A 22,142-nucleotide genomic window follows, 5' to 3' on the forward strand; every position below is an offset into this window, starting at 1 on the left:
ACCTCACCCGCGGCGTACAGGCCGGGGACGACGTCGGTGTTGTTGCGCAGCACCTCGGCCTCGACGTTGGTCGGCACGCCACCCATCGCGTAGTGCGCGGTCGGGTAGACCGGCACCGGCTCGGTGTAGGGCTCGACGCCGAGGTAGGTCCGTGCGAACTCGGTGATGTCGGGCAGCTTGGCGTCGATGACGGCCGGCTCGAGGTGGGTCAGGTCGAGCAGGACGTAGTCCTTGTTCGGCCCGCAGCCGCGGCCCTCGCGCACCTCGTTGGCCATCGCGCGGGCGACCATGTCACGCGGCGCGAGGTCCTTGATGGTGGGGGCGTAGCGCTCCATGAAGCGCTCACCCTCGCTGTTGCGCAGGATGCCGCCCTCGCCGCGCGCGGCCTCGGACAGCAGGATGCCCAAGCCGGCCAGGCCCGTCGGGTGGAACTGGAAGAACTCCATGTCCTCCAGCGGCAGGCCCCGGCGGAAGGCCACGCCCATGCCGTCCCCGGTGAGGGTGTGGGCGTTGGAGGTGGTCTTGAAGACCTTGCCGGTGCCGCCGGTGGCGAAGATGACGGCCTTGGCCTGGAAGACGTGGATCTCGCCCGAGGCCAGCTCGTAGGCCACGACGCCGGCGGTGCGCTGCTCGCCGTCGACCTCGGTCATGATCAGGTCGAGGACATAGAACTCGTTGTAGAACTCCACGCCCTGCTTGACGCAGTTCTGGTAGAGCGTCTGCAGGATCATGTGACCCGTGCGGTCCGCGGCGTAGCAGGAGCGGCGGACCGCGGCCTCACCGTGGTTGCGGGTGTGGCCACCGAAGCGGCGCTGGTCGATCCGGCCCTCGGGGGTGCGGTTGAACGGCAGGCCCATCTTCTCGAGGTCGATGACCGCGTCGATGGCCTCCTTGCACATGATCTCCGCGGCGTCCTGGTCGACGAGGTAGTCGCCGCCCTTGACCGTGTCGAAGGTGTGCCACTCCCAGTTGTCCTCCTCGACGTTGGCGAGGGCGGCGCACATGCCGCCCTGGGCCGCGCCGGTGTGGGAGCGGGTCGGGTAGAGCTTGGTCAGCACCGCCGTGCGCACGCGCGAGGAGGACTCGAGCGCGGCGCGCATGCCGGCGCCACCGGCCCCGACGATGACGACGTCGTACTTGTGGGTCTGCATCAGTTGTCCTTACTTGGCGCAGAAGCTGGGCAGGTCACCGGCCGCCGCACCGGTCGGGCACGGGTCGAAGGTGAAGATGACGAGCGTGCCGAGCACGAGGACGACCACGGCGCTGAAGATGAGCAGGCTCTTCAGGACGAGGCGGGTCGAGTCCTTCTCGGTGTAGTCGTTGATGACGGTCCGCACGCCGTTGACGCCGTGGATCTCGGCCAGCCACAGCATGAGCAGGTCCCAGACCTGCCAGAACGGGCTGGACCACTTGCCGCCGACGAAGGCGAAGTCGATCGCCTTGATGCCCTGGCCCATGACCAGGTTGACGAACAGGTGGCCGAGGACGAGGACCAGCAGCAGCACGCCGGAGCCGCGCATGAAGATCCAGGACCACAGCTCGAAGTTGCCGCGGCCGCGCAGGCGGCGCTTGTACGGCGAGCGCTTGGTCAGCTCGGTCAGCTTGGGACCGCGGTCGGTCGGGGTTGCAGTGCTCACGATGCCCAGCCCTTTCAGCCGAAGACGTGGGACAGGTGCCGGATCGCGAACGGCACGAAGAGGACGACCCAGATGGCGATGACGGCCCAGAACATCTGGCGCTGCACCTTCGGGCCCCGGGACCAGAAGTCGACCAGGATCACGCGGATCCCGTTGAAGGCGTGGAAGAGCACCGCGGCCACGAGGCCGAGCTCACCGAGCCCGACGATCGGGTTCTTGTAGGTGCCGATGACCGAGTTGTAGGCCTCGGGGGAGACCCGGACCAGCGCGGTGTCGAGCACGTGGGCGAAGAGGAAGAAGAAGATCAGCACGCCGCTGATGCGGTGCGCGACCCACGACCACATGCCTTCACGGCCGCGATACAACGTCCCGGATGCTGCCTGGGGCACGATGCGTCCCTTTCACGCGAGGAAGCTGGGACGACCGCCGTCGTCGTGCGCGCGTGGGCAGGGGACGGCTCCGTCCGGATCGCCCCAATGCTAGTGAGCGCCCACGCCCCCGGAGTTCCCGGGTGCCGCCGTTGTGAGGAACCAGACACCTCAGGCGGCCCGCGCGCCCTCCCCGGCGGCGACCGCGGCGTAGTGCTCGAGCAGCTGGGCCACCAGGGCCGGCCAGGAGCGGGAGGACACCTGCCGGTATGCCGCGTGGCCCAGGGCCGCGCGCCGCGCCGCCCCGTGCGCGGGGTCGGTGAGCGTCCGGACCTGGCGCTCCAGGGCGGCGGGGTCGTCGGGGTCGAACAGCAGACCGGTCCGGCCGTGGGCGACCAGGTCCAGCGGGCCGCCGCGGGCCGGGGCCACGACGGGGAGCCCGCTGGCGGAGGCCTCCTGCAGGGTCTGGCCGAAGGTCTCCCGGGTGCCGGTGTGGACGAACACGTCGAAGGCGGCGTAGGCGCGGGCCAGCTCCTCGCCCTCGCGTCGGCCGAGGAAGACCGGCGGCAGGGTGGGCCGGCCGGGGCTGGCGGCGACCGCCTCGGCCAGCAGCGCCCCGAGGTGCTCGCGCGAGGGGCCGTCGCCGACGAGGACGAGGCGGGTGCCGGGGACGGTGGCCAGCGCGGCGAGCCGGTCCAGCTCCTTCTCCGGGGCGAGGCGCCCGACGTAGCCGAGCAGCAGCTCGCCGCCCGGGGCGAGGGTCCTTCGCAGGGCACGGGTGCGGGCGTCCTGTCGCCAGCCGGGGTGGAACAGGCCGGCGTCGACGCCGCGCCCCCACAGCGCGGTGCGCGGCACCCCGTGGTCGCGCAGGTCCTGAAGGGCGGAGGACGAGGGCGCCAGGGTGAGCCCGGCCTGCCCGTGGATCCGCCGGATCCAGCGCCACGCGGCCCGGGAGGCGGCCCGCCCGGCCGGGCCGCGGCCGTGCTGGCGCAGGTAGGAGGCCATGTCGGTCTGGTAGATGGCGACCGCCGGCAGGCCCAGCCGGGTCGCGGCGGCGAGGCCGCGGGCGCCGACGACGAACGGGCTGGCCACGTGCACCACGTCCGGCCCGAACGCGGCCAGCACCTCCTCGACCTCCCCGGTGGGCAGCCCGACCGGGAACTGCCGCACCGGCACGCTGGCCACGGTGTGCACGGGGAAGCCGGCGAAGCTCGGCGGGGCCGGGTGCGGCGCGATGACGACGGCCTCGTGGCCGGCGTCGCGCAGGCACTCCAGCACCCGGCAGACGCTGGTGGTCACCCCGTTGAGGGTCGGCAGGAACGACTCGGTCACGATCGCGATCCGCACGCCACCACGGTCGCGAGCCCCGGTGATCTGCGGGTGACGTCACCGGGAGGGTTCGGTGACGAGGTGGTGACCGCCGAGCGCTCCCGCGGCGGGTGGCCGCGGTCAGGGCCGGCGCGCGACCAGCTGCCAGGAGGAGCCGATGTCGCGGTACGGCGAGGTGCCGCACAGCTCGATCTCCAGCCGTTCCAGCTCGGCGTAGACCTCCGGGTCGTGCTTGGGCTCGTTGCTGGCGACCATGTTCATGAGCCCCCGATGGCCGTAGTGGCCGACCTCCTGCAGCTCCGTCGCGCCCAGCAGGGCCCGCGCCTGCTCCACCCCGACGTGCGTCATGGTGTGGGCGAACGTCACCGACTCGCGGGTGCCCCCGGCCAGCAGGTCACGGGCGCCGGCCAGGTCCAGGTCGCGCACCCGGACGAGGACGTCGGCGTGGGGGTTCGGGGCCATCAGCGAGAGGAAGCCGCCCCGGGCGACGTGCCCGGCTGCTGCCGCGACGGCTGCGGCGGGGTCGGCCAGGTAGTGGATGACGAAGTGGAACAGCACGACGTCGAAGGTGCCGAGACCGAGGTGGGCCAGGTCGTCCACGCCGGCGTGGACCGTGACGACCCGGTCGGCGACTCCTGCTGCGTCGGCCTGAGCCCGGGCCACACCGAGCATCCCCTCGCTCGGGTCGACCAGGGTGACCTCGTGGCCGAGCGCCGCCAGCCGCAGCGACTCGGTGCCGTCCCCGCCGCCGAGGTCGAGCACCCACAGCCCCGGCCGCATCGACGCGAGGTGCGTGTCGAGCACGTGCCGGACCACGGCATACCGCAGCCGGCCCCACGGGCTGGCCTGCCACTCCCGCCAGGAGGCCAGGTGCTGGTCGAAGACGGCCGGGTCCGTGTCGGCGCCCGAGGACATGGCGGGGAGCATGCCACAGCGGTCGGCTAGGTTCTGCGCCATGACTTCCGAGGCGGGTCCGACCATCGAGGGCTTGTATGCCGTGATCCCCGCCGGGGGTGCCGGGACCCGCCTGTGGCCGCTGTCGCGGGCCTCCTCGCCGAAGTTCCTGCACGACCTGACCGGCTCGGGGCGCTCGCTGCTCCAGGCCACGTGGGACCGGCTGGCACCGTTGTGCGGCACCAACATCGTCGTGGTCACCGGCGTCGCGCACCGCGACGCCGTGGCCGCCCAGCTGCCCGACCTGCCTTACGACTCGCTGCTGGCCGAGCCCTCGCCGCGGGACTCCGCCGCCGCGATCGGCCTGGCCGCGGCGCTGCTCGAACGGCGCGACCCCGACGCGGTGGTCGCCTCCTTCGCCGCCGACCACGTCATCACCGGCGAGGACCGGTTCAGCGCCTGCGTCGCCGAGGCGGTCGCCGTGGCCCGGGCCGGCAAGGTCGTCACCATCGGCATCGAGCCGACCCACCCGGCGACTGGCTTCGGCTACATCCAGGCCGGGGAACCGCTGGCCGTCGAGGGGGCGCCGCGGGCGCTGTCGGTGCGCTCGTTCGTGGAGAAGCCGGACGAGGCGACGGCCACGGCCTACCTGGCGACCGGTGAGTACCGCTGGAACGCGGGCATGTTCGTCGTTCGGGCCTCCGTGCTGCTGGACCTGCTGGCCGACTACCAGCCGGGCCTGGCCGAGGGTCTTCGGGCCATCGCCGCCGACCCGAGCCGGCTGGCCGACGTCTGGCCGACGCTGACGAAGATCGCCATCGACCACGCGCTGGCCGAGCCCGCGGCCCGCGACGGCAAGGTCGCGGTGATCCCCGGCGACTTCGGCTGGGACGACGTGGGCGACTTCGCCTCCCTCGCCGGGCTGCTGCCCAGCGCCGGCAACGACCTCAAGGTCCTGGGGACGGCTGTGGAGGACGTGCTGCTGCACGACGCCTCGGGCCTGGTGGTCTCCGGGACCGGGCGCACGGTCGCCGTCCTCGGCCTCGACGACGTCGTCGTGGTGGACACGCCGGACGCCCTGCTCGTGACCACCCGCGCCCGGGCGCAGGATGTCAAGGCCCTGGTCGACCGGCTCAAGGAGTCCGGTCGCACCGACCTGACCTGATCCCGAGGAGCCCCCGCGATGCCCGCCGCCGACCAGTCGCAGTGGACGAGCGAGCTGATGGCGGGTTACTACTGAGCCGGTCTGGGTAGGTACTACTCCTGGGCCGGTGCCGGCCCCAGCCCGGGAGGTGTGATGCGACCACGCGTGCAGCGCGTCCTCGTCGTCGTCCCTGCCCGCGACGAGGAGCACGTGCTTGACGCCTGCCTGGCTGGGCTCGACCGCGCCTGCGGCCAGGTGACCGTGCCGGTCGACGTCTGGGTCGTGCTGGACGCCTGCAGCGACCGGAGTGCCGAGGTGGTCGCCCGGCGTCCCGGCGTCCACTCGCTGGCGGTCGCCTGCCGGTCCGTCGGCCAGACCAGGGACCTCGGGGTCCGCCAGGCGCTCAGCCTCGTCCACGCGCATGACCTCAGGGCGACCTGGCTGGCTCACACCGACGCCGACTCGGTCGTCCCCGAGCACTGGCTGGCCCATCAGGTCGACCTCGCCGACCGTGGTGCGGACCTGGTCCTCGGGACAGTCACGCCCCACGGAGGGGCCGCCGCGCCGGCGACCCTCGACGCCTGGCACGACGCCTATGCGGGCCGGCTGCACACCGACGGCGGCCACGGACACGTCCACGGGGCCAACCTGGGGATCCGGGCCTCCACCTACCTGGCGGCCGGCGGGTTCCCCCACCGGCCCGCGCACGAGGACCGGGTGCTGGCCCGACGGGTCGCCACCCTGCCGGGGACGGTGAGCCTCGCGACGATCGGCGCGCCGGTGCTCACCAGCGACCGGCTGCTCGGACGCGCCCCGAGCGGGGTGAGCCACGACCTGCGGCGCCTGGAGGCAGGGACTTCGACCAGTGGGGCCGAGGCGTTACCGACGGAGGAGCAGGGATGAGCGGGTCGACCCGGACGCCGGACGCCGAGGCTGGGCAGGTGCAGCTCAGCGCCGAGCCCGTGGATTCCCTGGCCTGCGAGGCCGCCGGGCGGGCCCGGGGCGCCGATGTCGGCGACCACCTGCTCCTGGCCGCCGACCTGGGCCATCGCGTCCCCCTGCCCGCGAGTGGTCGGACCCGGCAGCGGTGGGAGCTCCTCGCGTCCGTGGCGGCGGTGGACCTGACCGCGGCCCGTGTCCTCGAGGCCCACCTGGACGCCCTGGCGATCCTCGCCGAGGCCGGGCTGTCGTCCATGGCCGGGCCGGGCACAACCTGGGGCGTGTTCGCCGCGGAGGGTCCGCGGGTCCGCCTGGACGCCGTGGACCAGCCCGACACGGGCTGGGTGGTCACCGGCACCAAGCCGTGGTGCTCCCTTGCCGCGAGCCTCACGCACGCGCTCGTGACCGCCCACGTCAGCGGCGGGCGCCGCCTGTTCGCCGTGCCGCTGCGGCACCCGGGCGTCACGGTCGTGTCCGGGGCGTGGCACGCGCGAGGCCTCGTCGACGTGCCCAGCGGACCGGTGCACCTCGTCGAGGTGCCGGCCCAGCCGGTCGGCGAGACCGACTGGTACCTCAGGCGTCCCGGCTTCGCGCACGGCGGCATCGGGGTGGCTGCCTGCTGGTACGGCGGAGCCGTTGGCCTGGCCCGCGCACTCGCCCGCAGCCTGGACGCCCGTTCGCCGGACCAGATGGCCTACTGGCACCTCGGCCAGGTCGACCTCGCGCTGGTGGCGGCCCGGCAGGCGCTCGCCGTCGCGGCCGTCGAGGTCGATGCCGGACGCGCCGAGGGTGAGGTCGGTGAGGTGCTGGCGCTGCGCACCCGCTCCATCGTCGCCGCCGCGGCGGAGACCACCATCACGGCGGTCGGCCACGCCCTGGGGCCTGCTCCGCTGACCCTTGACCCGGACCACGCGACCCGGGTCGCCGACCTCACCGTCTACCTGCGCCAGCACCATGCCGAGCGCGACGTGGCCAGGCTGGGGGAGATGCTGCACGGCCAGGCGCGGGCGCCGTGGTGACGTTCTCCCACGACGAGCCGGGCACGCACGAGGGGGCGTGGCGCGCCTGGGGCCGACTCGAGCTCATGCCGCTGCTCGACTGGGGCGGTGTCGGCCACGTGGTCGTCGTCGCCGCGCACCCGGACGACGAGTCCCTCGGCGCCGGCGGGCTCATCGCCGAGGCAGCGCGCCGGGACCTGCCCGTGGACGTGGTCGTCGCGACGCTGGGGGAGGCCTCCCACCCCGGTTCGCCCACGGTGACGCCGGAGCGGCTCGCGCGGTGGCGCGCAGAGGAGGTGGTGGAGGCGGTCCGGGCGGTGGCGCCGCAGGCGCGCACGCATCTGCTCCAGCTGCCCGACGGGCAGCTGGCCGACCACGTCGCCGCGGTGCGGGACGCGGTGGTCGCGCTGGCCCCGGCCGGCTGCTGGGTCCTCGCCCCGTGGTTCGAGGACGGCCACCCCGACCACACTGCCGCTGCCGCCGGGGCGTCGGCTGCGGCGCGACAGGTCGGGGCCACCTTGCTGGAGTACCCCGTGTGGGCGTGGCACTGGGCGACCCCCGCTGACCCGCGGGTGCCGTGGGGGCACATGTTGAGGCAGCCACTGGACGCCGGGCTGCGGGAGCGCAAGCGCGCCGCGCTGGCCGCCCACCGTTCGCAGACCGAGGCACTGTCGGACCAGCCGGGTGACGAGGTGCTGCTCGCGCCGGGCTTCGTCGCTCACTTCGACCGGCCGTACGAGCTGTTCATCGCCTCGGCCCCACCTGCGCCCAGCCTCGGTCCGGCTTTCTTCGACGACTTCTACCGTGACAACGGTCCGGACCCGTGGGGCTTCACCGACCGCTGGTACGAGGAGCGCAAGCGAGCGGTCACCCTGGCGTGTATGCCGCGGCGAACCTTCCACCGCGCCATGGAGGTCGGCTGCTCGGTCGGGGTCCTGACCACCGAGCTGGCCTCCCGCTGCGACAGCCTGCTGGCCGTGGACCTGGCCCAGTCCGCCGTGGACGAGGCTCGGCAGCGCACCGCCGGGATGCCCGGCGTCGAGGTGCGGTGCCTGCAGACCCCGGCGGAGTGGCCGGAGGGCGCCTTCGACCTCATCGTCCTCTCCGAGGTGGGCTACTACCTCGACACTGCCGGCGTCGAGCGGCTGCTCGACCGGTGCCTGTCGTCGCTGACCCCGGACGGCGTCCTGCTGCTGTGCCACTGGAGGCACCCCGTGGCCGACTACCCCCTGCGTGGCGACGAGGTGCACCGGCTCGCCCTGGCGCGCGAGGACCTTGCCCCGCTGGTGAGGCACGTCGAGGAGGACTTCCTCCTCGACGTGCTGGTGCGCCCGCCGGCCAGGAGTGTCGCCCGCGCCGGCGGCCTGCTCCCCAGCTGACGCGACGCCAAGCGGTGTTCGGTGGGGGAGGCGCGGCTCGCTAGGGTCGCGGCCATGGACTCGGCGCGCGCGGCAGTGATGGACCTCGGCTACCGGCACCTGCTGCGGCCGGGGCTGTTCCGCCTCGGCGGTGGCGATGCCGAGACCGCCCACCACGCCACCCTCGACACGGTCGCGCGGCTGGGTGAGCACCCCGCGGCGCTGCGCGCCCTCCGGTTGCTGACCGGGGGAGAGTGCCGCCCGCGCACCGTCGCCGGCATGACCTTCCCCGGTGTCGTCGGCCTGGCCGCCGGCGTCGACAAGAACGGCGTGGGGGTCAAGGCGTGGGGGTCGATGGGCTTCGGCCACGCCGAGCTCGGCACCGTCACCGCCCATGCCCAGCCCGGCAACGACCGCCCGCGCCTGTTCCGGCTCAAGGCCTCCCGGGCCATCGTCAACCGGATGGGCTTCAACAACGAGGGCGCGGCGGCGCTCGCGGCGCGGCTGCGCGCGGCCGGGCCGGCCGGCATACCGATCGGGGTGTCGCTGGGCAAGACCAAGGTGACCCCGCTGGAGGAGGCGACGGAGGACTACCTGACGTCGCTGCGGGTGCTGGACGGGCTGGCCGACTACGTCGCGGTCAACGTCTCCAGCCCCAACACCCCGGGGCTGCGCTCGCTGCAGGACGCCGGGCCGCTGCGCGAGCTGCTCGGTGCAATCGTCACCGAGTCGGCCGCCCTCGCCGCCGCCCGCGGGCAGGAGCCGACCCCGGTCTTCGTCAAGGTCGCCCCCGACCTGACCGACAGCGCCATCGACGAGGCCCTGCAGGTGTGCACCGACACCGGTGTCCGGGCGGTCATCGCCACCAACACCACGCTCAGCCGCGACGGGGTGGCGCTGCGCGACATCCACCTGGCCCGCGAGGCCGGCGGGCTGTCCGGGGCCCCGCTCACAGCCCGTGCCCGCGAGGTCGTCGGCTACATCACCCGGCACACCGACCTGCCGGTGATCGGGGTCGGCGGCATCATGACGGCCGCCGACGGCGCCGCGATGCTCGAGGCCGGGGCGAGCCTGCTGCAGGTCTACTCCGGCTACATCTACGCCGGCCCGGCGCTGGTCGCCGAGCTCAACGAGATGGACGCCCGACGCGGCTGAGGCTGCGTGAGATCGGCCACCGGCGGTTCGGTCGCGCGCCGGTGAACACTAGGCTCACGCCCATGGCAGAGACCCCGTCCGCGCGCAGCGAGTCCGACCTCCCGATCGCCCCGGTCTACGACCAGGCCGACCTCGAGGGCTTCGACCCGGAGAGCAAGCTCGGCGCGCCGGGGCAGTACCCGTTCACGCGCGGCGTCTACCCGACGATGTACACCGGCAAGCCGTGGACGATGCGCCAGTACGCCGGCTTCGGCACCGCCAAGGAGTCCAACGAGCGCTACCACCAGCTGGTCAGCGCCGGCACCGGCGGCCTGTCGGTGGCCTTCGACCTGCCGACCCAGATGGGCTACGACTCCGACGAGGCCATCGCCCACGGCGAGGTCGGCAAGGTCGGCGTGGCGATCGACTCGATCGACGACATGCGCACGCTGTTCCACGACCTGCCGCTGGACAAGGTCAGCACGTCGATGACGATCAACGCGCCCGCCTCGACGCTGCTGCTGATGTACCAGCTGGTCGCGGCCGAGCAGGGGATCGCCGGCAACCAGCTGACCGGCACGATCCAGAACGACGTGCTCAAGGAGTACATCGCGCGCGGGACCTACATCTACCCGCCGAAGGAGTCGCTGCGCCTGATCAGCGACATCTTCGCCTACTGCCACCAGGAGATCCCGCGCTGGAACACGATCTCCATCTCCGGCTACCACATGGCCGAGGCGGGGGCGACGCCCGCGCAGGAGATCGCCTTCACCCTGGCCAACGCCAAGGAGTACGTCCGCACCGCGATCGCCGCCGGCCTGGACGTCGACGACTTCGCCCCGCGCCTGTCCTTCTTCTTCGTCGCCCGCACCACGCTGCTGGAGGAGGTCGCCAAGTTCCGCGCGGCCCGCCGCATCTGGGCGCGGATCATGAAGGAGGAGTTCGGCGCCAAGAACCCCAAGTCGATGATGCTGCGCTTCCACACCCAGACCGCGGGCGTGCAGCTGACCGCGCAGCAGCCCGAGGTCAACCTCGTCCGCGTCGCCCTGCAGGGCCTGGGCGCCGTGCTCGGCGGCACGCAGAGCCTGCACACCAACTCGTATGACGAGGCCATCGCCCTGCCCACCCAGAAGGCGGCGCGGCTCGCCCTGCGCACGCAGCAGGTCATCGCGTTCGAGACCGACGTGACCAAGACGGTCGACCCGTTCGCCGGCAGCTACGTCGTGGAGTCGATGACCGACGACCTCGAGGGTGCTGCGCTGGAGCTGATCCAGGCGGTCGAGGACAAGGGCGGCGCCGTGGCCGCGATCGAGCAGGGCTTCCAGAAGTCGGAGATCGAGCGCTCGGCCTACCGGGTGGCGCTGGAGATCGACAACAAGGAGCGCACCGTCGTCGGGGTCAACAAGTACACCCTGGACGAGGAGGAGCCGTACGAGCCGCTGCGGGTCGACCCCCCGTTCGAGGTCGACCAGTGCGAGCGGCTCGCGACGCTGCGCAAGGAGCGCGACAACGACGCCGTGGAGCGCGCGCTCGACGCCCTGCGCACCGCGGCCCGGGGGTCGGACAACGTGCTGTTCCCGATGCGTGAGGCGCTCAAACTGCGCGCCACGGGCGGCGAGGTCAGCCACGCGCTGCGTGACGTGTGGGGCCTGTACGTCCCGCGCGAGACCTTCTGATGGGGGAGGCCACGATCCGGCGGGCGACCGCGGCCGACGTGCCCGGGATCGTCGCGCTGCTGGCCGACGACGTCCTCGGTGCCCGGCGTGAGCGGCCCGGCGACCCGGCCTACGCGCAGGCATTCGAGGCGATCGCGGCCGACCCCCACCAGTGGCTCATGGTGGCCGACGCGGGCGGCGAGGTCGTCGGGACCCTGCAGCTGACCGTCGTCCCCGGGCTGTCGCACCGCGGCATGACCCGGGGGCAGGTCGAGGCGGTGCGCGTCGCCGCGAGCCAGCGGGGCAGCGGCCTGGGCACCCGGCTGCTCGAGTGGGCGGTCGACCAGTCCCGCGAGCTCGGCTGCGGCATGGTGCAGCTGACCTCCAACGCCTCGCGCACCGACGCGCACCGGTTCTACGAGCGGCTCGGCTTCGAGGCCAGCCACACGGGGTTCAAGCTCGCGCTGCAGCCGCCCCGCTAGGCTGGCGAGCCCGTGAGCCAGTCACCCGTCCACGACCAGGTCACCGCCGCTGTGAAGCGTCTCGGCGGTGACCTCGTCGCGCTGCGCCGGGACCTGCACGCCCACCCCGAGCTCTCCGGCAAGGAGACCCGCACGACCTCGGTCGTCGCCGACGCGATGTCCCGGGCCGGGCTGCGGGTGCGGCCCCTGGCCGGCACCGGCCTGGTGGCCGACGTCGGCCCGGTCGACGCGGCATACCGGGTGGCGCTGCGCGCCGACCTCGACGCGCTGCCGCTGACCGAGGTGACCGGGCTGCCCTGGGCCTCGCGCACCGAGGGGGTCTGCCACGCCTGCGGCCACGACGTGCACATCGCCGCCGTCGTCGGCGCCGGCCTTACCCTCAAGGGGCTGGAGCGCCAGCTCGAGGCCCGCGGCCTGGCCGTGCGCCTGCTGTTCCAGCCGGCTGAGGAGGTCATGCCCGGCGGGGCCCACGACGTCGTCGCCCAGGGCGGGCTCGAGGCGGTCGACCGCATCCTCGGCCTGCACTGCGACCCGACCATCGACCTGGGCCAGGTCGGCCTGCTGGAGGGCCCGATCACCGCGGCGGCCGACTCGGTCACGGTGACCCTGTCCGGCCGGGGCGGGCACACCTCCCGCCCGCACCTGACCCAGGACCTCACCTACGCCCTCGGCAAGGTGCTCACCGACGTGCCCGCGGTGCTGTCCCGACGGGTCGACCCCCGCGCCGGCGTCGCCCTGGTGTGGGGCGCGGTCCACGCCGGGGTCGCCCAGAACGTCATCCCCTCCACCGGCATGGTCAGCGGCACCCTGCGCATGCTCGACGCGGCCGTCTGGGAGGAGGTCGGCCCGCTCATCGAGGAGACGGTCCACGCCGTGGTCTCCCCGTATGGCGTATCCGCCCACCTCGAGCACGTGCGCGGCGTGCCGCCGCTGGTCAACGACGGGCCCTCGGTCGCCGCGCTGGAGTCGGCGGCGCTGGCGCTCATCGGCCCCGACTCGGTCACCGGCACCCGGCAGTCGCTCGGCGGCGAGGACTTCGCGTGGTACCTGCAGACCGTGCCCGGCGCGATGGCCCGGCTCGGCACCCGCACCCCCGGCGGTCCCACCTACGACCTGCACCAGGGCGACCTGGTCGTGGACGAGGGCGCCATCGCGGTGGGCGCGGCGCTGCTCGCCGGGGCGGCGCTGGCGTCCCCGCTGGTCAGGGCCCGAATCGCCAGATAGCGGTGACGTAACAGTTGGGACACCGGCTCGGGGAGTTGGCAGACACCACCGTCGGGCTGGGGATAGAGTCGCCGCGACTCGCGCCTCGGGGCGTGACCGGCTCCGCGGAACGGCGGACGGGACGGGCCAACCGCCCGCTGCCGTGCCTCCCCGGAGCAACCACAGATATCCAGAAGGAGTACCCCTTGCGTCGGGTGATCAAGGTCGCGGCCGCCATGTCGGTCGCAGCGGTGGCTCTGGCCGCCTGCGGCAACAGCAGCAACACCTCCTCGAGCGGTGCCTCGTCGAGCGGTGGGGCCGCGAAGGTCAAGATCGGCATGGCCTACGACGTGGGTGGCCGTGGCGACCAGTCGTTCAACGACGCCGCCGCCGCCGGCCTCGACAAGGCCAAGAAGGACCTCGGCGTGGACGCCAAGGAGGCCGAGGCCACCCAGGGTGAGCCCGAGTCCGCGCGCGAGGAGCGCCTGCAGCAGCTCATCGACGCCGGCTACAACAACATCGTCGCCGTCGGCTTCGCCTACGCCCCGGCGGTGGCCAAGGTCGCCAAGGCCAACCCGGACACCAAGTTCGCGATCGTGGACTCGACGGACGCCACCGGCGCCAACATCGAGAACCTCACCTTCGCCGAGCAGCAGGGCTCCTACCTCGTCGGCGCGGCCGCCGCGCTGAAGTCCAAGACGGGCAACATCGGCTTCGTCGGTGGCGTCAACGTCGACCTGATCAAGAAGTTCGAGGCGGGTTACGTCGCCGGCGCCAAGGCGGTCAACCCGAACATCAAGGTCCAGGTCAAGTACCTCTCGCAGCCGCCGGACTTCTCCGGCTTCGGTGACCCGGCCAAGGGCAAGACCGCGGCCGAGGGCATGTACCAGAACGGCGCCGACGTGGTCTACCACGCGGCCGGTGGCTCCGGCGGCGGTGTCTTCTCCGCAGCCAAGGCCGCGGGCAAGCTGGCCATCGGTGTCGACTCCGACCAGGCCCTCACCGCTCCGGCTGACGTCAAGAGCGTCATCCTCACCTCGATGATCAAGAAGGTCGACGTCGCCGTCTACTCCTTCATCACCGACGTGAAGGACAACAAGTTCCAGTCCGGCAACAAGGTCTTCGACCTCAAGGCCGGCGGCGTCGACTACGCCACCACCGGTGGCCTGGTCGATGACATCAAGGCCAAGCTGGACGCCTACAAGCAGCAGATCATTGACGGCAAGATCCAGGTTCCGACCAAGCCGTGACCCTGAGGGGTTGACGCGGGGCCCGGGTGGGCGCGGTAGCGTTTCCACCCGGGCCTTTGCGTTGCCTAGGCCAGCAGGACGCTCGCAATGAGGCGAGCCAGATCGAGGAGTGTGCACCATCACCGACTCCGCCATCGCGCAGGTCGGCACCGGGAGCTCGCAAGCCCCGGCCGTTGAGCTCCGGGGCATCACCAAGCGCTTCCCGGGCGTCGTCGCGAACAAGGACATCGAGATCACCGTCCGTCGCGGCACGGTCCACGCCATCGTCGGTGAGAACGGCGCGGGCAAGTCCACCCTGATGAAGATCCTCTACGGCGTGCAGCGCCCGGACGAGGGCACCATCACCGTGGACGGCCGGGAGGTGCACCTGCACAGCCCGTCCGACGCCATCGACGCCGGCATCGGCATGGTGTTCCAGCACTTCATGCTGGCCGACAACCTGACCGTGCTGGAGAACGTTGTCCTCGGTGCCGAGAAGATGCACGGCATCGGCGAGAAGGCCCGGGCGCGGATCGAGCAGATCTCCCGCGACTACGGCCTCGACGTGCACGCCGACGACCTGGTCGCCGACCTCGGTGTCGGCAAGCGCCAGCGCGTCGAGATCCTCAAGGTGCTCTACCGCGGCGCCAAGACGCTGATCCTCGACGAGCCGACCGCGGTCCTGGTGCCCCAGGAGGTCGACGAGCTGTTCGACAACCTGCGCGAGCTCAAGTCCGAGGGCCTGACCGTCATCTTCATCTCGCACAAGCTCGACGAGGTGCTCTCCGTCGCCGACGACATCACCGTCATCCGGCGCGGCACCACCGTCGCCACGGTCGACCCCAAGGCGGTCACGGCCCGGGAGCTGGCCGAGCTGATGGTCGGCTCCGAGCTGCCGACGCCCAGCACCGAGGAGTCGACGGTCACCGACCGCCCGATCCTCACGATCCGGGGCCTGTCGATGCCCGGTGCGGGGGAGCGCCCGGTGCTCGACGACATCTCCCTCACCATCCACGCCGGAGAGGTGCTCGGCATCGCCGGCGTCGAGGGCAATGGTCAGGCCGAGCTCGTCGAGGCGATCATGGGCATGCGCGAGCCGAGCGCCGGCACCATCGAGCTCGAGGGCAAGGACATCACCGACTGGGACGTCCGCGAGATCCGCGAGGCCGGTGTCGGCTACATCCCCGAGGACCGGCAGCGGCACGCCCTGCTGCTGGACGCCCCGCTGTGGGAGAACCGCATGCTCGGCCACCAGACAGAGGACCCCAACGTCAAGGGCCCGTGGGTCGATGCCAAGGGCGCCAAGGCCGACACCGAGCGCATCGTGCGCGAGTACGACGTGCGCACTCCCTCGATCTTCGTCACCGCCGCCTCGCTGTCCGGTGGCAACCAGCAGAAGCTGATCATCGGGCGCGAGATGAGCCACCACCCGCGGGTGCTCATCGCCGCCCACCCCACGCGCGGCGTCGACGTGGGCGCGCAGGCGGCGATCTGGGACCACATCCGGGAAGCCCGCCGCGAGGGCCTGGCCGTGCTGCTGATCTCGGCCGACCTCGACGAGCTGATCGGCCTGTCCGACACCATCCGGGTCATCCTGCGTGGCCAGCTGTCGGGCGAGTTCGACCCCGACAGCGTCACAGCCGAGGACCTCGGCGCCGCGATGACCGGCGCAGGGGCACGGCATACCGAGACCGCGACGGAAGGTGAGCCCCGATGAAGGCCCTCGACCTGCGCAAGCTGGGGCTGGCCGTGGCCGCCCCGGTGCTGGCGATCCTGGTGGCGTTCGTCGTGACGTCGATCGTGCTGCTGGCGGCCAAGGACCCCGTGGGTGCCGTGTGGACCCAGCTGCTCACGCCGCCGAAGCCGCGCCTGGTGGTCGCGATCATCAACAGCGCCGCCGTCTACTACCTGTCGGCCATCGCCGTGGCGGTGGGCTTCCGGATGAACCTGTTCAACATCGGCGTCGACGGGCAGTACCGCGTGGCGGCATTCGCCGCGGCGGTCTTCGCCGGCCAGGGCTGGCTCCCGGGTCCGCTCAACGTCCTCGTCTCGCTGGTGATCGCCATGGTCGCCGGCGCGTTCTGGGCCGGCATCGCCGGCTGGCTCAAGGTGACCCGCGGTGTCTCCGAGGTCATCTCGACGATCATGCTCAACGCGATCGCCACGGCGATGGTGTCCTACCTGCTGAGCAAGGTCGCCAAGTCGACCTCCGGCAGCAATGTCACCAACACCAAGACGATCCCGGCGGACTCGCAGCTCGGCGGCTTCGGGCTCATCCCGGGCACGCCCAACAAGATCTACACGCTGATCCTGGTCTCGATCCTCATCGGCTTCCTCTACTGGCTGGTGCTCAACAAGACCCGCTTCGGCTACGACCTGCGCGCCACCGGCCGCTCCGAGTCGGCCGCGGTCGCCAGCGGCGTCAACGTCAAGCGCATGGTCCTGACGGCGATGCTCATCTCGGGCGCCATCGCCGGCCTGGTCGGCATGCCGCTGCTGTTCGGCCAGGACTTCTCCTACGGCACGACGTTCCAGCCGGGGCTGGGCTTCGCCGGCATCGCCATCGCGCTGCTGGGCCGCAACAACCCGATCGGTGTCGCGTTCGGCGCGCTGCTGTGGTCCTACCTCGAGCAGCAGAGCAACGGCCTGCAGATCACCGCCGGCGTCAGCTCGCAGATCGTCTACATCATCCAGGGCGTCATCGTCCTCGCCGTCGTCATCGCCTACGAGGTGGTGCGCCGCACCGGCCTGCGCATGGAGCAGCGCAGGGTCGCCCGTGAGCTGTCGGCCAGTACGACCGCCCCGACCCCCGAAGGAGCCCCGGCATGAGCGCGGCCGGACTGCACGTCTCGTCCGAGGTCCTGCCGGAGACGCCTCCCAAGGGCACCCGCCGGCGGGTGAGCGCGCCGACCGTGGTCGGCATCTTCCTGGCCGCCGTCGCCGTCATCTCCATCCTGCGGGTGGTCACCGGCGCCAACGACCTGGCGTCCTCCGGTGCGCTGGCCGCCGCGATCGGCCTGGCCGTCCCGATCGGCATGGCCGGTCTGGGTGGCCTGTGGAGCGAGCGCGCCGGCGTGGTCAACATCGGCCTCGAGGGCATGATGATCCTCGGCACCTGGGGCGCCGGCTTCTTCGGCTGGCACTGGGGCCCGTGGGCCGGCCTGTTCGGCGCGGTGCTGATGGGCATGGTCGGTGGCGCGATCCACGCCCTGGCCACTGTGGTGTTCGGCGTCGACCACATCGTCTCCGGTGTGGCGGTCAACATCATCGGCCTCGGCGTGGCCAAGTACCTCGCCGCGCGCGTCTTCACCGGTGCCGCCGGTGGTGGCCCGACCCAGTCCCCGCCGGTCGCGGACCTGCCTTCCGTCACCGTCCCGGGGGCGTCCTCCGGGCTGGGCACGCTGGAGCAGAAGCACATCTTCTTCGTCTCCGACCTGGCCGGCGTGGTGCGCTCGGTCATCACCGACCTCTCGGTGGTGACGATCATCGCGGTCCTGCTGGTCGTGGCGACCTGGTGGATCCTGTGGAAGACGGCGTTCGGCCTGCGGCTGCGCTCCTGCGGTGAGAGCCCGGTGGCCGCCGAGACCCTGGGTGTCAACGTCTACCGCTACAAGTTCCTGGCGGTGCTGGTCTCCGGTGGCCTGGCCGGCCTCGGTGGCGGCTACCTCGCCCTCGTCGCGGCCAACATCTACCGCGACGGGCAGACCGGCGGACGCGGTTACATTGGTCTCGCCGCGATGATCTTCGGCAACTGGCGCCCCGGCGGCCTGGTCAGCGGCGCCGCGCTGTTCGGCTACACCGACGCGGTGCAGCTGCGCGGTGGCGGCACGACCGTCCACGCCATGCTGCTGCTGCTCGCGGTGCTCATCGCCGCGGTCGGTGTCTGGCAGATCTGGCGCAAGCACGCCGTGGTCCAGGGCATCATCGCCCTCGGCACCGCCGCGGTGGTCGGCCTGTGGTTCGTCCTGTCCAGCACCGTGCCCGACGAGATCACCGGCATGACCCCCTACGTCGCCACGCTGCTGGTGCTCGCCTTCGCCTCGCAGCGACTGCGTATGCCGGCCGCGGACGGCCAGCCGTACCGCAAGGGCGAGGGCCACTAGTGGCCGAGCCCTCCGCTACGGCTGCCGGCGACGGCGTCGACTGGGCGGCGCTGCAGCAGCAGGCCACCGAGGCGATGCGCCTTGCCTACGCGCCGTACTCGCGCTTCCCCGTCGGCGTGGCCGGCCTCGTCGACGACGGCCGGGTCGTCGTGGGCTGCAACGTCGAGAACGCCGCCTACGGCGTGGGCCTCTGCGCCGAGTGCGGCATGGTCTCCCAGCTGCACCTCACTGGTGGCGGCCGCCTCGTGGCCGTGGCGTGCGTCAACGGCGAGGGCGAGGCGTTGATGCCCTGTGGCCGCTGCCGGCAGCTGCTGTGGGAGAACGGCGGGCCGGAGTGCCTGCTGATGACCCCGGCCGGCGTCCAGAGCATGCGCGAGGTGCTGCCCCAGGCGTTCGGGGCGGAGTCCCTGCGCCACTGAACCGGAGCCGGACAAACCGGCACATCACCACCCCGACGGGGCGGCCCCATACCTGGGGCCGCCCCGTTGTCTGTGCGAATTGCGTTGCAGGAACACGCAACTAGCACACGGGAGGAAATTGACCAAACCCCGGACGGGGTCGTGAGCGACATGCCACGATCTGCTCGCGTCGCTGCTGAGCGCGCCCAGGGTGGGGAGTTCCCTGGCTGTCACCACGTCGGTTCTGTAGTTGTTCATGGGGGAGCCCTCGTTGACGCCACAAGAGCGTTCGATCGACCCTGCCTGCCCGCAGGCGGGTCTGTGGGTCGTGGTCTGCGCTGACCCGGCCGGCGGCGCCATGCCGCGGCTGGCCAGTGTCGGTCGCGGCCTGTTCCGTGGGCAGTCGCCCCGGGCCAACCTCGACCAGGTGGCGCGCCAGCACCTGCTGCCCCTGCTCGTCGAGGCGCTGGCGTTCGGCAAGCCGGTGACCCGCGAGGTCGTCCACCGGGGTCGCGCGTGGACGGTCCACGCCGAGCCGGTGCTGGGTCCCTCGGGTGCCGTGGAGGCCGCGCGCGGGCACTACGTCGCCGTGGGGGAGAGCCCGGACCCGGCGCCCGCCGTGGGCGCGTGGAGATACGACATCGCGATGCTTCAGCCCTACTGGGCGCCGGAGCTGTTCGGCGTCTACGGCTTCCCCTGCCCCGAGGGCGAGGGGCCGCTGCCGGCGCCCGACGGCTTCCGCGTGGTCGAGCAGGGCGGCTGGACCCGGATGCGCGCCACGCTGGAGCGCATGGTCACCGCCGACCCGGCCGAGCTGACCTCGGTGGTCTTCCGGGTGCCGCGCCAGGACACCGGCCGGCCGCAGAAGCTGGCGATGTTCAGCCACGCCGTCCGCAACGAGCAGGGCGTCCCGCAGGAGATGCGCGGGATCACCATGCGGGTGGACGACTTCGATATCGAGGACGACCCGGGCTTCGCCGAGCAGGAGTTCCTCTCCGGTGTCCTGCGGCTGACCTCCGACACGCTGTGCGTCGTCGACCTCGGGCACGGGCGGTTCTACACGCCCAACCACCCGTGGTCCCGGCTCGGCATCGACATGCCCCTCGAGGCGCGGGTGGCCGACGCGGTGCACCCCGAGGACCTGGCGTCCTTCGAGGCGCTGCTGCAGGAGGTCCTCGCCGGCGACGGAACCCCGACCAGCACGGTCGTGCGCTTCCGCGCGTTCGGCCCGCAGGGCTGGACCCGGCTGCAGGCCACCGTGCTGCGCATCCACCCCAGCGGGGCCAGCGGCCACTCCCTCGACCATGTGCTGTGCCGCTTGGCGCACGCACCCGACTGACCGGGCGGGCGACACGCCGGGACTGCATGTTCCTGCGAGCCGCTTGCCCCGCTCTTGACCAGAGCATTACCTTTTGACCGCTTGGCCCGCTCCCGGGGGACTGACAGGGACTGTGGCCGTTTGAGCACCATCTGAGCCCGATCGCTCCGCTGAGCGTCGTGGCCACCGCACCACCACTTTGAGTGCCCGTTCCCGGATCGCGTCGGGGCGTGGCTGCGACTCACGTTCCACTCCTTCCGCACCGGGCTGCGCTGTGCCGCGCTCCGTGCGCTGTGTCGCAGCCAGGGGGCTTCCCATGCAGTCGTGCCGTCACCCGCGCTCCGCCGCGCCCGTCACCACGGGCGGACGGCGTTGAGCGCCAACACGTTCGGCGTCCTCCCCCCGGAGCCCGCCGTCGAGACCGAGGGCACCGTCGCCCTGCTGCCTCCGCCCCCGCTGCCGGCCCCCGCGCCCGCCGACGACGCCCCGGTCGAGGCGCCGATCGAGCTGTTCCCCGGTGCGCTGCAGGCCCTCCCGCCGGTCGTCACCGAGGACGAGGTGCTCGAGCTCGGCCCGCACACCGCGACCGGTGACCTGGCCGACCGCTTCCGCAGCCTCTACGTCAACCACCGCAGCAGCGTCGCCGGCACCTGCCGCAAGTACCTGCGTGACGAGCGCGACGTCGACGAGGTGGTGCAGGAGGCGTTCCTGCGGATGTTCCTCGCGTTGCCCGAGATCGACGGCGAGATGCAGGCGCTGGCCTACGCGCGGCGCACCGCCACCAACCTGTGCATCGACCGGTGGCGCCAGACCCAGCGCCGCCCGCAGCTGGTCGAGCTCTCGCCGGAGGACGAGGACCGGCTGGCCGACAACGAACCCGAGCAGGCCGACCTGCTGGTCGCCGCCGAGGACGCCTCGGTCGTGCGCGAGGCGCTGGCGCGGCTCACCCCGCTGCAGCGCCAGGCGCTGGTGGCCTACGAGGTCGAGGGCAAGTCGATCCCGACCATCGAGGCCGAGCTCGGCCAGCCGGCCGGGTCGGTCAAGCACGTCCTGGTCCGGGCCCGCCGCTCGCTGCGCAAGCTGCTCGTGGGCACCTCGGTCAGCCCGGACACCGAGTTGACGCTCGTCGAGGAGGCCCGTATCGCGGCCGCTCGCTCCGCGCGCGCGGCCGTGGCGACCGGTCGGGTCGGCATCGTGCTGCTGCTCGTGCCGATGCTCGCCCTGCTGGGCTTCTTCGGCTTCCGCTCGGCCAGCCGCCAGGGCGGGGTCGTCGCCAGCGAGGTGCCGCAGCTCAACGGCGGCGAGGCCCCCTGCTCGGGTCTGACCTGCCCCGACTCGGCTCCGGTGCCGCCGGCCGCGCCAGCAGCGACCTCGAAGCCGGGCCACCTGCCCCAGCACCCGGTCACCACGCACGTGCCCCCAGGGGTCGTCACCGCGCGGGCCCACCAGCCGGCGGCGCACCCCACCCTGCCCGTCCGCGAGGTGCGTCGCCCCGCCCCGGCCAAGCCCGCAGCACCGGCCAGGCGCCCGGCGGCGCCGCTGCCGGTCGGGCCGGTCGTGGAGGCCCCTGACGAGCCGGTGGTCGGTGGGCCACTGCCCACCCCCGCCGGCACCCCGCCGCTGCGGGTCGTTACAGGCGGTCGGGTGATGACCGCTACTGCGGGTACCGCATGGTCCGCGCCGATGACCGGCGGCGGGACCCTGCACCGGGCGTCCCTGATCGCAATGGTGGCCACTGCGACCCCGGACGCCCCGGCGGTGTCGTGGGACATCAAACAGCAGTTCGTCCTCGAGCCGGACGGCACGACGCTGCGCTCGTTCGCGCTGTCCATCGCGGCGCCGCAGGGCACGACGGGTGACCAGGCGGGATACGCGCTGACCTCGGCGACCGAGGGAGCTGCTGCGTCGGCGGAGGTGCAGCCGGACGGCACGCTGCGGGTGTCGATCAGCGGT

At 72.5% G+C, this 22,142-nt stretch carries 20 protein-coding genes; 15 read left to right on the forward strand and 5 right to left on the reverse strand.

The window, feature by feature from the left end; translation table 11 throughout:
* The 5 genes from ACXVGS_RS14995 to ACXVGS_RS15015 form a co-directional block, all read right to left on the reverse strand.
* Window positions 1–1,151, reverse strand: a 1,151-nt coding sequence (locus tag ACXVGS_RS14995; RefSeq protein WP_458537117.1) for an FAD-binding protein, incomplete at its 3' end; no start/stop codon positions are given.
* Window positions 1,152–1,160: 9 nt separating this feature from the next.
* Complete coding sequence (locus ACXVGS_RS15000; RefSeq protein WP_141789765.1) at window positions 1,161–1,601, reverse strand: succinate dehydrogenase hydrophobic membrane anchor subunit; 441 nt, start codon at window positions 1,599–1,601, stop codon at window positions 1,161–1,163.
* Window positions 1,602–1,651: 50 nt separating this feature from the next.
* Window positions 1,652–2,026, reverse strand: coding sequence for a succinate dehydrogenase, cytochrome b556 subunit (gene sdhC, locus ACXVGS_RS15005; protein WP_141787286.1), 375 nt, complete (start codon window positions 2,024–2,026; stop codon window positions 1,652–1,654).
* Window positions 2,027–2,176: 150 nt separating this feature from the next.
* Window positions 2,177–3,352, reverse strand: coding sequence for a glycosyltransferase family 4 protein (locus ACXVGS_RS15010; RefSeq protein WP_458532068.1), 1,176 nt, complete (start codon window positions 3,350–3,352; stop codon window positions 2,177–2,179).
* A 102-nt stretch (window positions 3,353–3,454) separates the two neighbouring features.
* Window positions 3,455–4,249: a methyltransferase domain-containing protein gene (locus ACXVGS_RS15015; RefSeq protein WP_458537118.1), complete on the reverse strand. Its 795-nt coding sequence runs from the start codon at window positions 4,247–4,249 to the stop codon at window positions 3,455–3,457.
* Window positions 4,250–4,289: 40 nt separating this feature from the next.
* On the opposite strand from ACXVGS_RS15015, the gene ACXVGS_RS15020 reads away from it, so the two are divergent.
* From ACXVGS_RS15020 to ACXVGS_RS15090, 15 genes are all read left to right on the forward strand, one after another.
* Window positions 4,290–5,393 (forward strand): mannose-1-phosphate guanylyltransferase, encoded by a 1,104-nt coding sequence (locus ACXVGS_RS15020; RefSeq protein ID WP_458533662.1) that lies wholly within the window; start codon window positions 4,290–4,292, stop codon window positions 5,391–5,393.
* A gap of 132 nt (window positions 5,394–5,525) precedes the next feature.
* Window positions 5,526–6,275 (forward strand): glycosyltransferase, encoded by a 750-nt coding sequence (locus ACXVGS_RS15025; protein ID WP_458530194.1) that lies wholly within the window; start codon window positions 5,526–5,528, stop codon window positions 6,273–6,275.
* Window positions 6,272–7,330, forward strand: coding sequence for an acyl-CoA dehydrogenase (locus tag ACXVGS_RS15030; protein ID WP_458537119.1), 1,059 nt, complete (start codon window positions 6,272–6,274; stop codon window positions 7,328–7,330). The genes ACXVGS_RS15025 and ACXVGS_RS15030 overlap by 4 nt, the downstream gene beginning before the upstream one ends.
* Window positions 7,327–8,688 (forward strand): PIG-L family deacetylase, encoded by a 1,362-nt coding sequence (locus ACXVGS_RS15035; protein ID WP_458532063.1) that lies wholly within the window; start codon window positions 7,327–7,329, stop codon window positions 8,686–8,688. Before ACXVGS_RS15030 ends, ACXVGS_RS15035 begins: the two co-directional genes overlap by 4 nt.
* A 54-nt stretch (window positions 8,689–8,742) precedes the next feature.
* Window positions 8,743–9,822, forward strand: a complete 1,080-nt coding sequence (locus ACXVGS_RS15040) for a quinone-dependent dihydroorotate dehydrogenase (RefSeq protein ID WP_458537120.1) — start codon at window positions 8,743–8,745, stop codon at window positions 9,820–9,822.
* A 62-nt stretch (window positions 9,823–9,884) separates the two neighbouring features.
* Entirely contained in the window at window positions 9,885–11,477 is a 1,593-nt protein-coding gene (locus tag ACXVGS_RS15045; protein ID WP_458537121.1) for an acyl-CoA mutase large subunit family protein, read from the forward strand.
* Window positions 11,477–11,938 carry an N-acetyltransferase family protein gene (locus tag ACXVGS_RS15050; protein WP_458537122.1) on the forward strand — a complete coding sequence of 154 codons (462 nt, stop codon included), beginning with the start codon at window positions 11,477–11,479 and terminating at the stop codon, window positions 11,936–11,938. The genes ACXVGS_RS15045 and ACXVGS_RS15050 overlap by 1 nt, the downstream gene beginning before the upstream one ends.
* 12 nt (window positions 11,939–11,950) lie before the next feature.
* Window positions 11,951–13,162 carry an amidohydrolase gene (locus ACXVGS_RS15055; RefSeq protein ID WP_458530188.1) on the forward strand — a complete coding sequence of 404 codons (1,212 nt, stop codon included), beginning with the start codon at window positions 11,951–11,953 and terminating at the stop codon, window positions 13,160–13,162.
* Between the two features lie 194 nt (window positions 13,163–13,356).
* Window positions 13,357–14,391 (forward strand): BMP family lipoprotein, encoded by a 1,035-nt coding sequence (locus tag ACXVGS_RS15060; protein WP_458530201.1) that lies wholly within the window; start codon window positions 13,357–13,359, stop codon window positions 14,389–14,391.
* Window positions 14,392–14,500: 109 nt separating this feature from the next.
* On the forward strand, window positions 14,501–16,087 hold the full coding sequence (locus tag ACXVGS_RS15065) for an ABC transporter ATP-binding protein (RefSeq protein ID WP_458530187.1): 1,587 nt from the start codon (window positions 14,501–14,503) through the stop codon (window positions 16,085–16,087).
* The gene (locus tag ACXVGS_RS15070; RefSeq protein WP_458530186.1) at window positions 16,084–17,199 is read left to right on the forward strand and encodes an ABC transporter permease; all 1,116 of its coding nucleotides are present in this window, start codon (window positions 16,084–16,086) and stop codon (window positions 17,197–17,199) included. The genes ACXVGS_RS15065 and ACXVGS_RS15070 overlap by 4 nt, the downstream gene beginning before the upstream one ends.
* On the forward strand, window positions 17,196–18,473 hold the full coding sequence (locus tag ACXVGS_RS15075; RefSeq protein WP_458533658.1) for an ABC transporter permease: 1,278 nt from the start codon (window positions 17,196–17,198) through the stop codon (window positions 18,471–18,473). The genes ACXVGS_RS15070 and ACXVGS_RS15075 overlap by 4 nt, the downstream gene beginning before the upstream one ends.
* The gene (locus ACXVGS_RS15080; protein WP_458532059.1) at window positions 18,473–18,892 is read left to right on the forward strand and encodes a cytidine deaminase; all 420 of its coding nucleotides are present in this window, start codon (window positions 18,473–18,475) and stop codon (window positions 18,890–18,892) included. Before ACXVGS_RS15075 ends, ACXVGS_RS15080 begins: the two co-directional genes overlap by 1 nt.
* Before the next feature lie 250 nt (window positions 18,893–19,142).
* Window positions 19,143–20,210 (forward strand): hypothetical protein, encoded by a 1,068-nt coding sequence (locus ACXVGS_RS15085; RefSeq protein ID WP_458530183.1) that lies wholly within the window; start codon window positions 19,143–19,145, stop codon window positions 20,208–20,210.
* Between the two features lie 351 nt (window positions 20,211–20,561).
* Window positions 20,562–22,142: RNA polymerase sigma factor (locus ACXVGS_RS15090; RefSeq protein WP_458537123.1), on the forward strand; the 1,581-nt coding region annotated here is incomplete at its 3' end.

It is taken from the genome of Oryzihumus sp. (assembly GCF_054325275.1).

Excerpts from the sequence above, each read along its gene's own strand:
- ACXVGS_RS15015 (WP_458537118.1), bottom strand. The coding sequence starts at position 4,249 with ATGTCCTCGGGCGCCGACACGGACCCGGCCGTCTTCGACCAGCACCTG.
- ACXVGS_RS15020 (WP_458533662.1), top strand. The coding sequence starts at position 4,290 with ATGACTTCCGAGGCGGGTCCGACCATCGAGGGCTTGTATGCCGTGATC.
- ACXVGS_RS15025 (WP_458530194.1), top strand. The coding sequence starts at position 5,526 with ATGCGACCACGCGTGCAGCGCGTCCTCGTCGTCGTCCCTGCCCGCGAC.
- ACXVGS_RS15030 (WP_458537119.1), top strand. The coding sequence starts at position 6,272 with ATGAGCGGGTCGACCCGGACGCCGGACGCCGAGGCTGGGCAGGTGCAG.
- ACXVGS_RS15040 (WP_458537120.1), top strand. The coding sequence starts at position 8,743 with ATGGACTCGGCGCGCGCGGCAGTGATGGACCTCGGCTACCGGCACCTG.
- ACXVGS_RS15045 (WP_458537121.1), top strand. The coding sequence starts at position 9,885 with ATGGCAGAGACCCCGTCCGCGCGCAGCGAGTCCGACCTCCCGATCGCC.
- ACXVGS_RS15050 (WP_458537122.1), top strand. The coding sequence starts at position 11,477 with ATGGGGGAGGCCACGATCCGGCGGGCGACCGCGGCCGACGTGCCCGGG.
- ACXVGS_RS15070 (WP_458530186.1), top strand. The coding sequence starts at position 16,084 with ATGAAGGCCCTCGACCTGCGCAAGCTGGGGCTGGCCGTGGCCGCCCCG.
- ACXVGS_RS15075 (WP_458533658.1), top strand. The coding sequence starts at position 17,196 with ATGAGCGCGGCCGGACTGCACGTCTCGTCCGAGGTCCTGCCGGAGACG.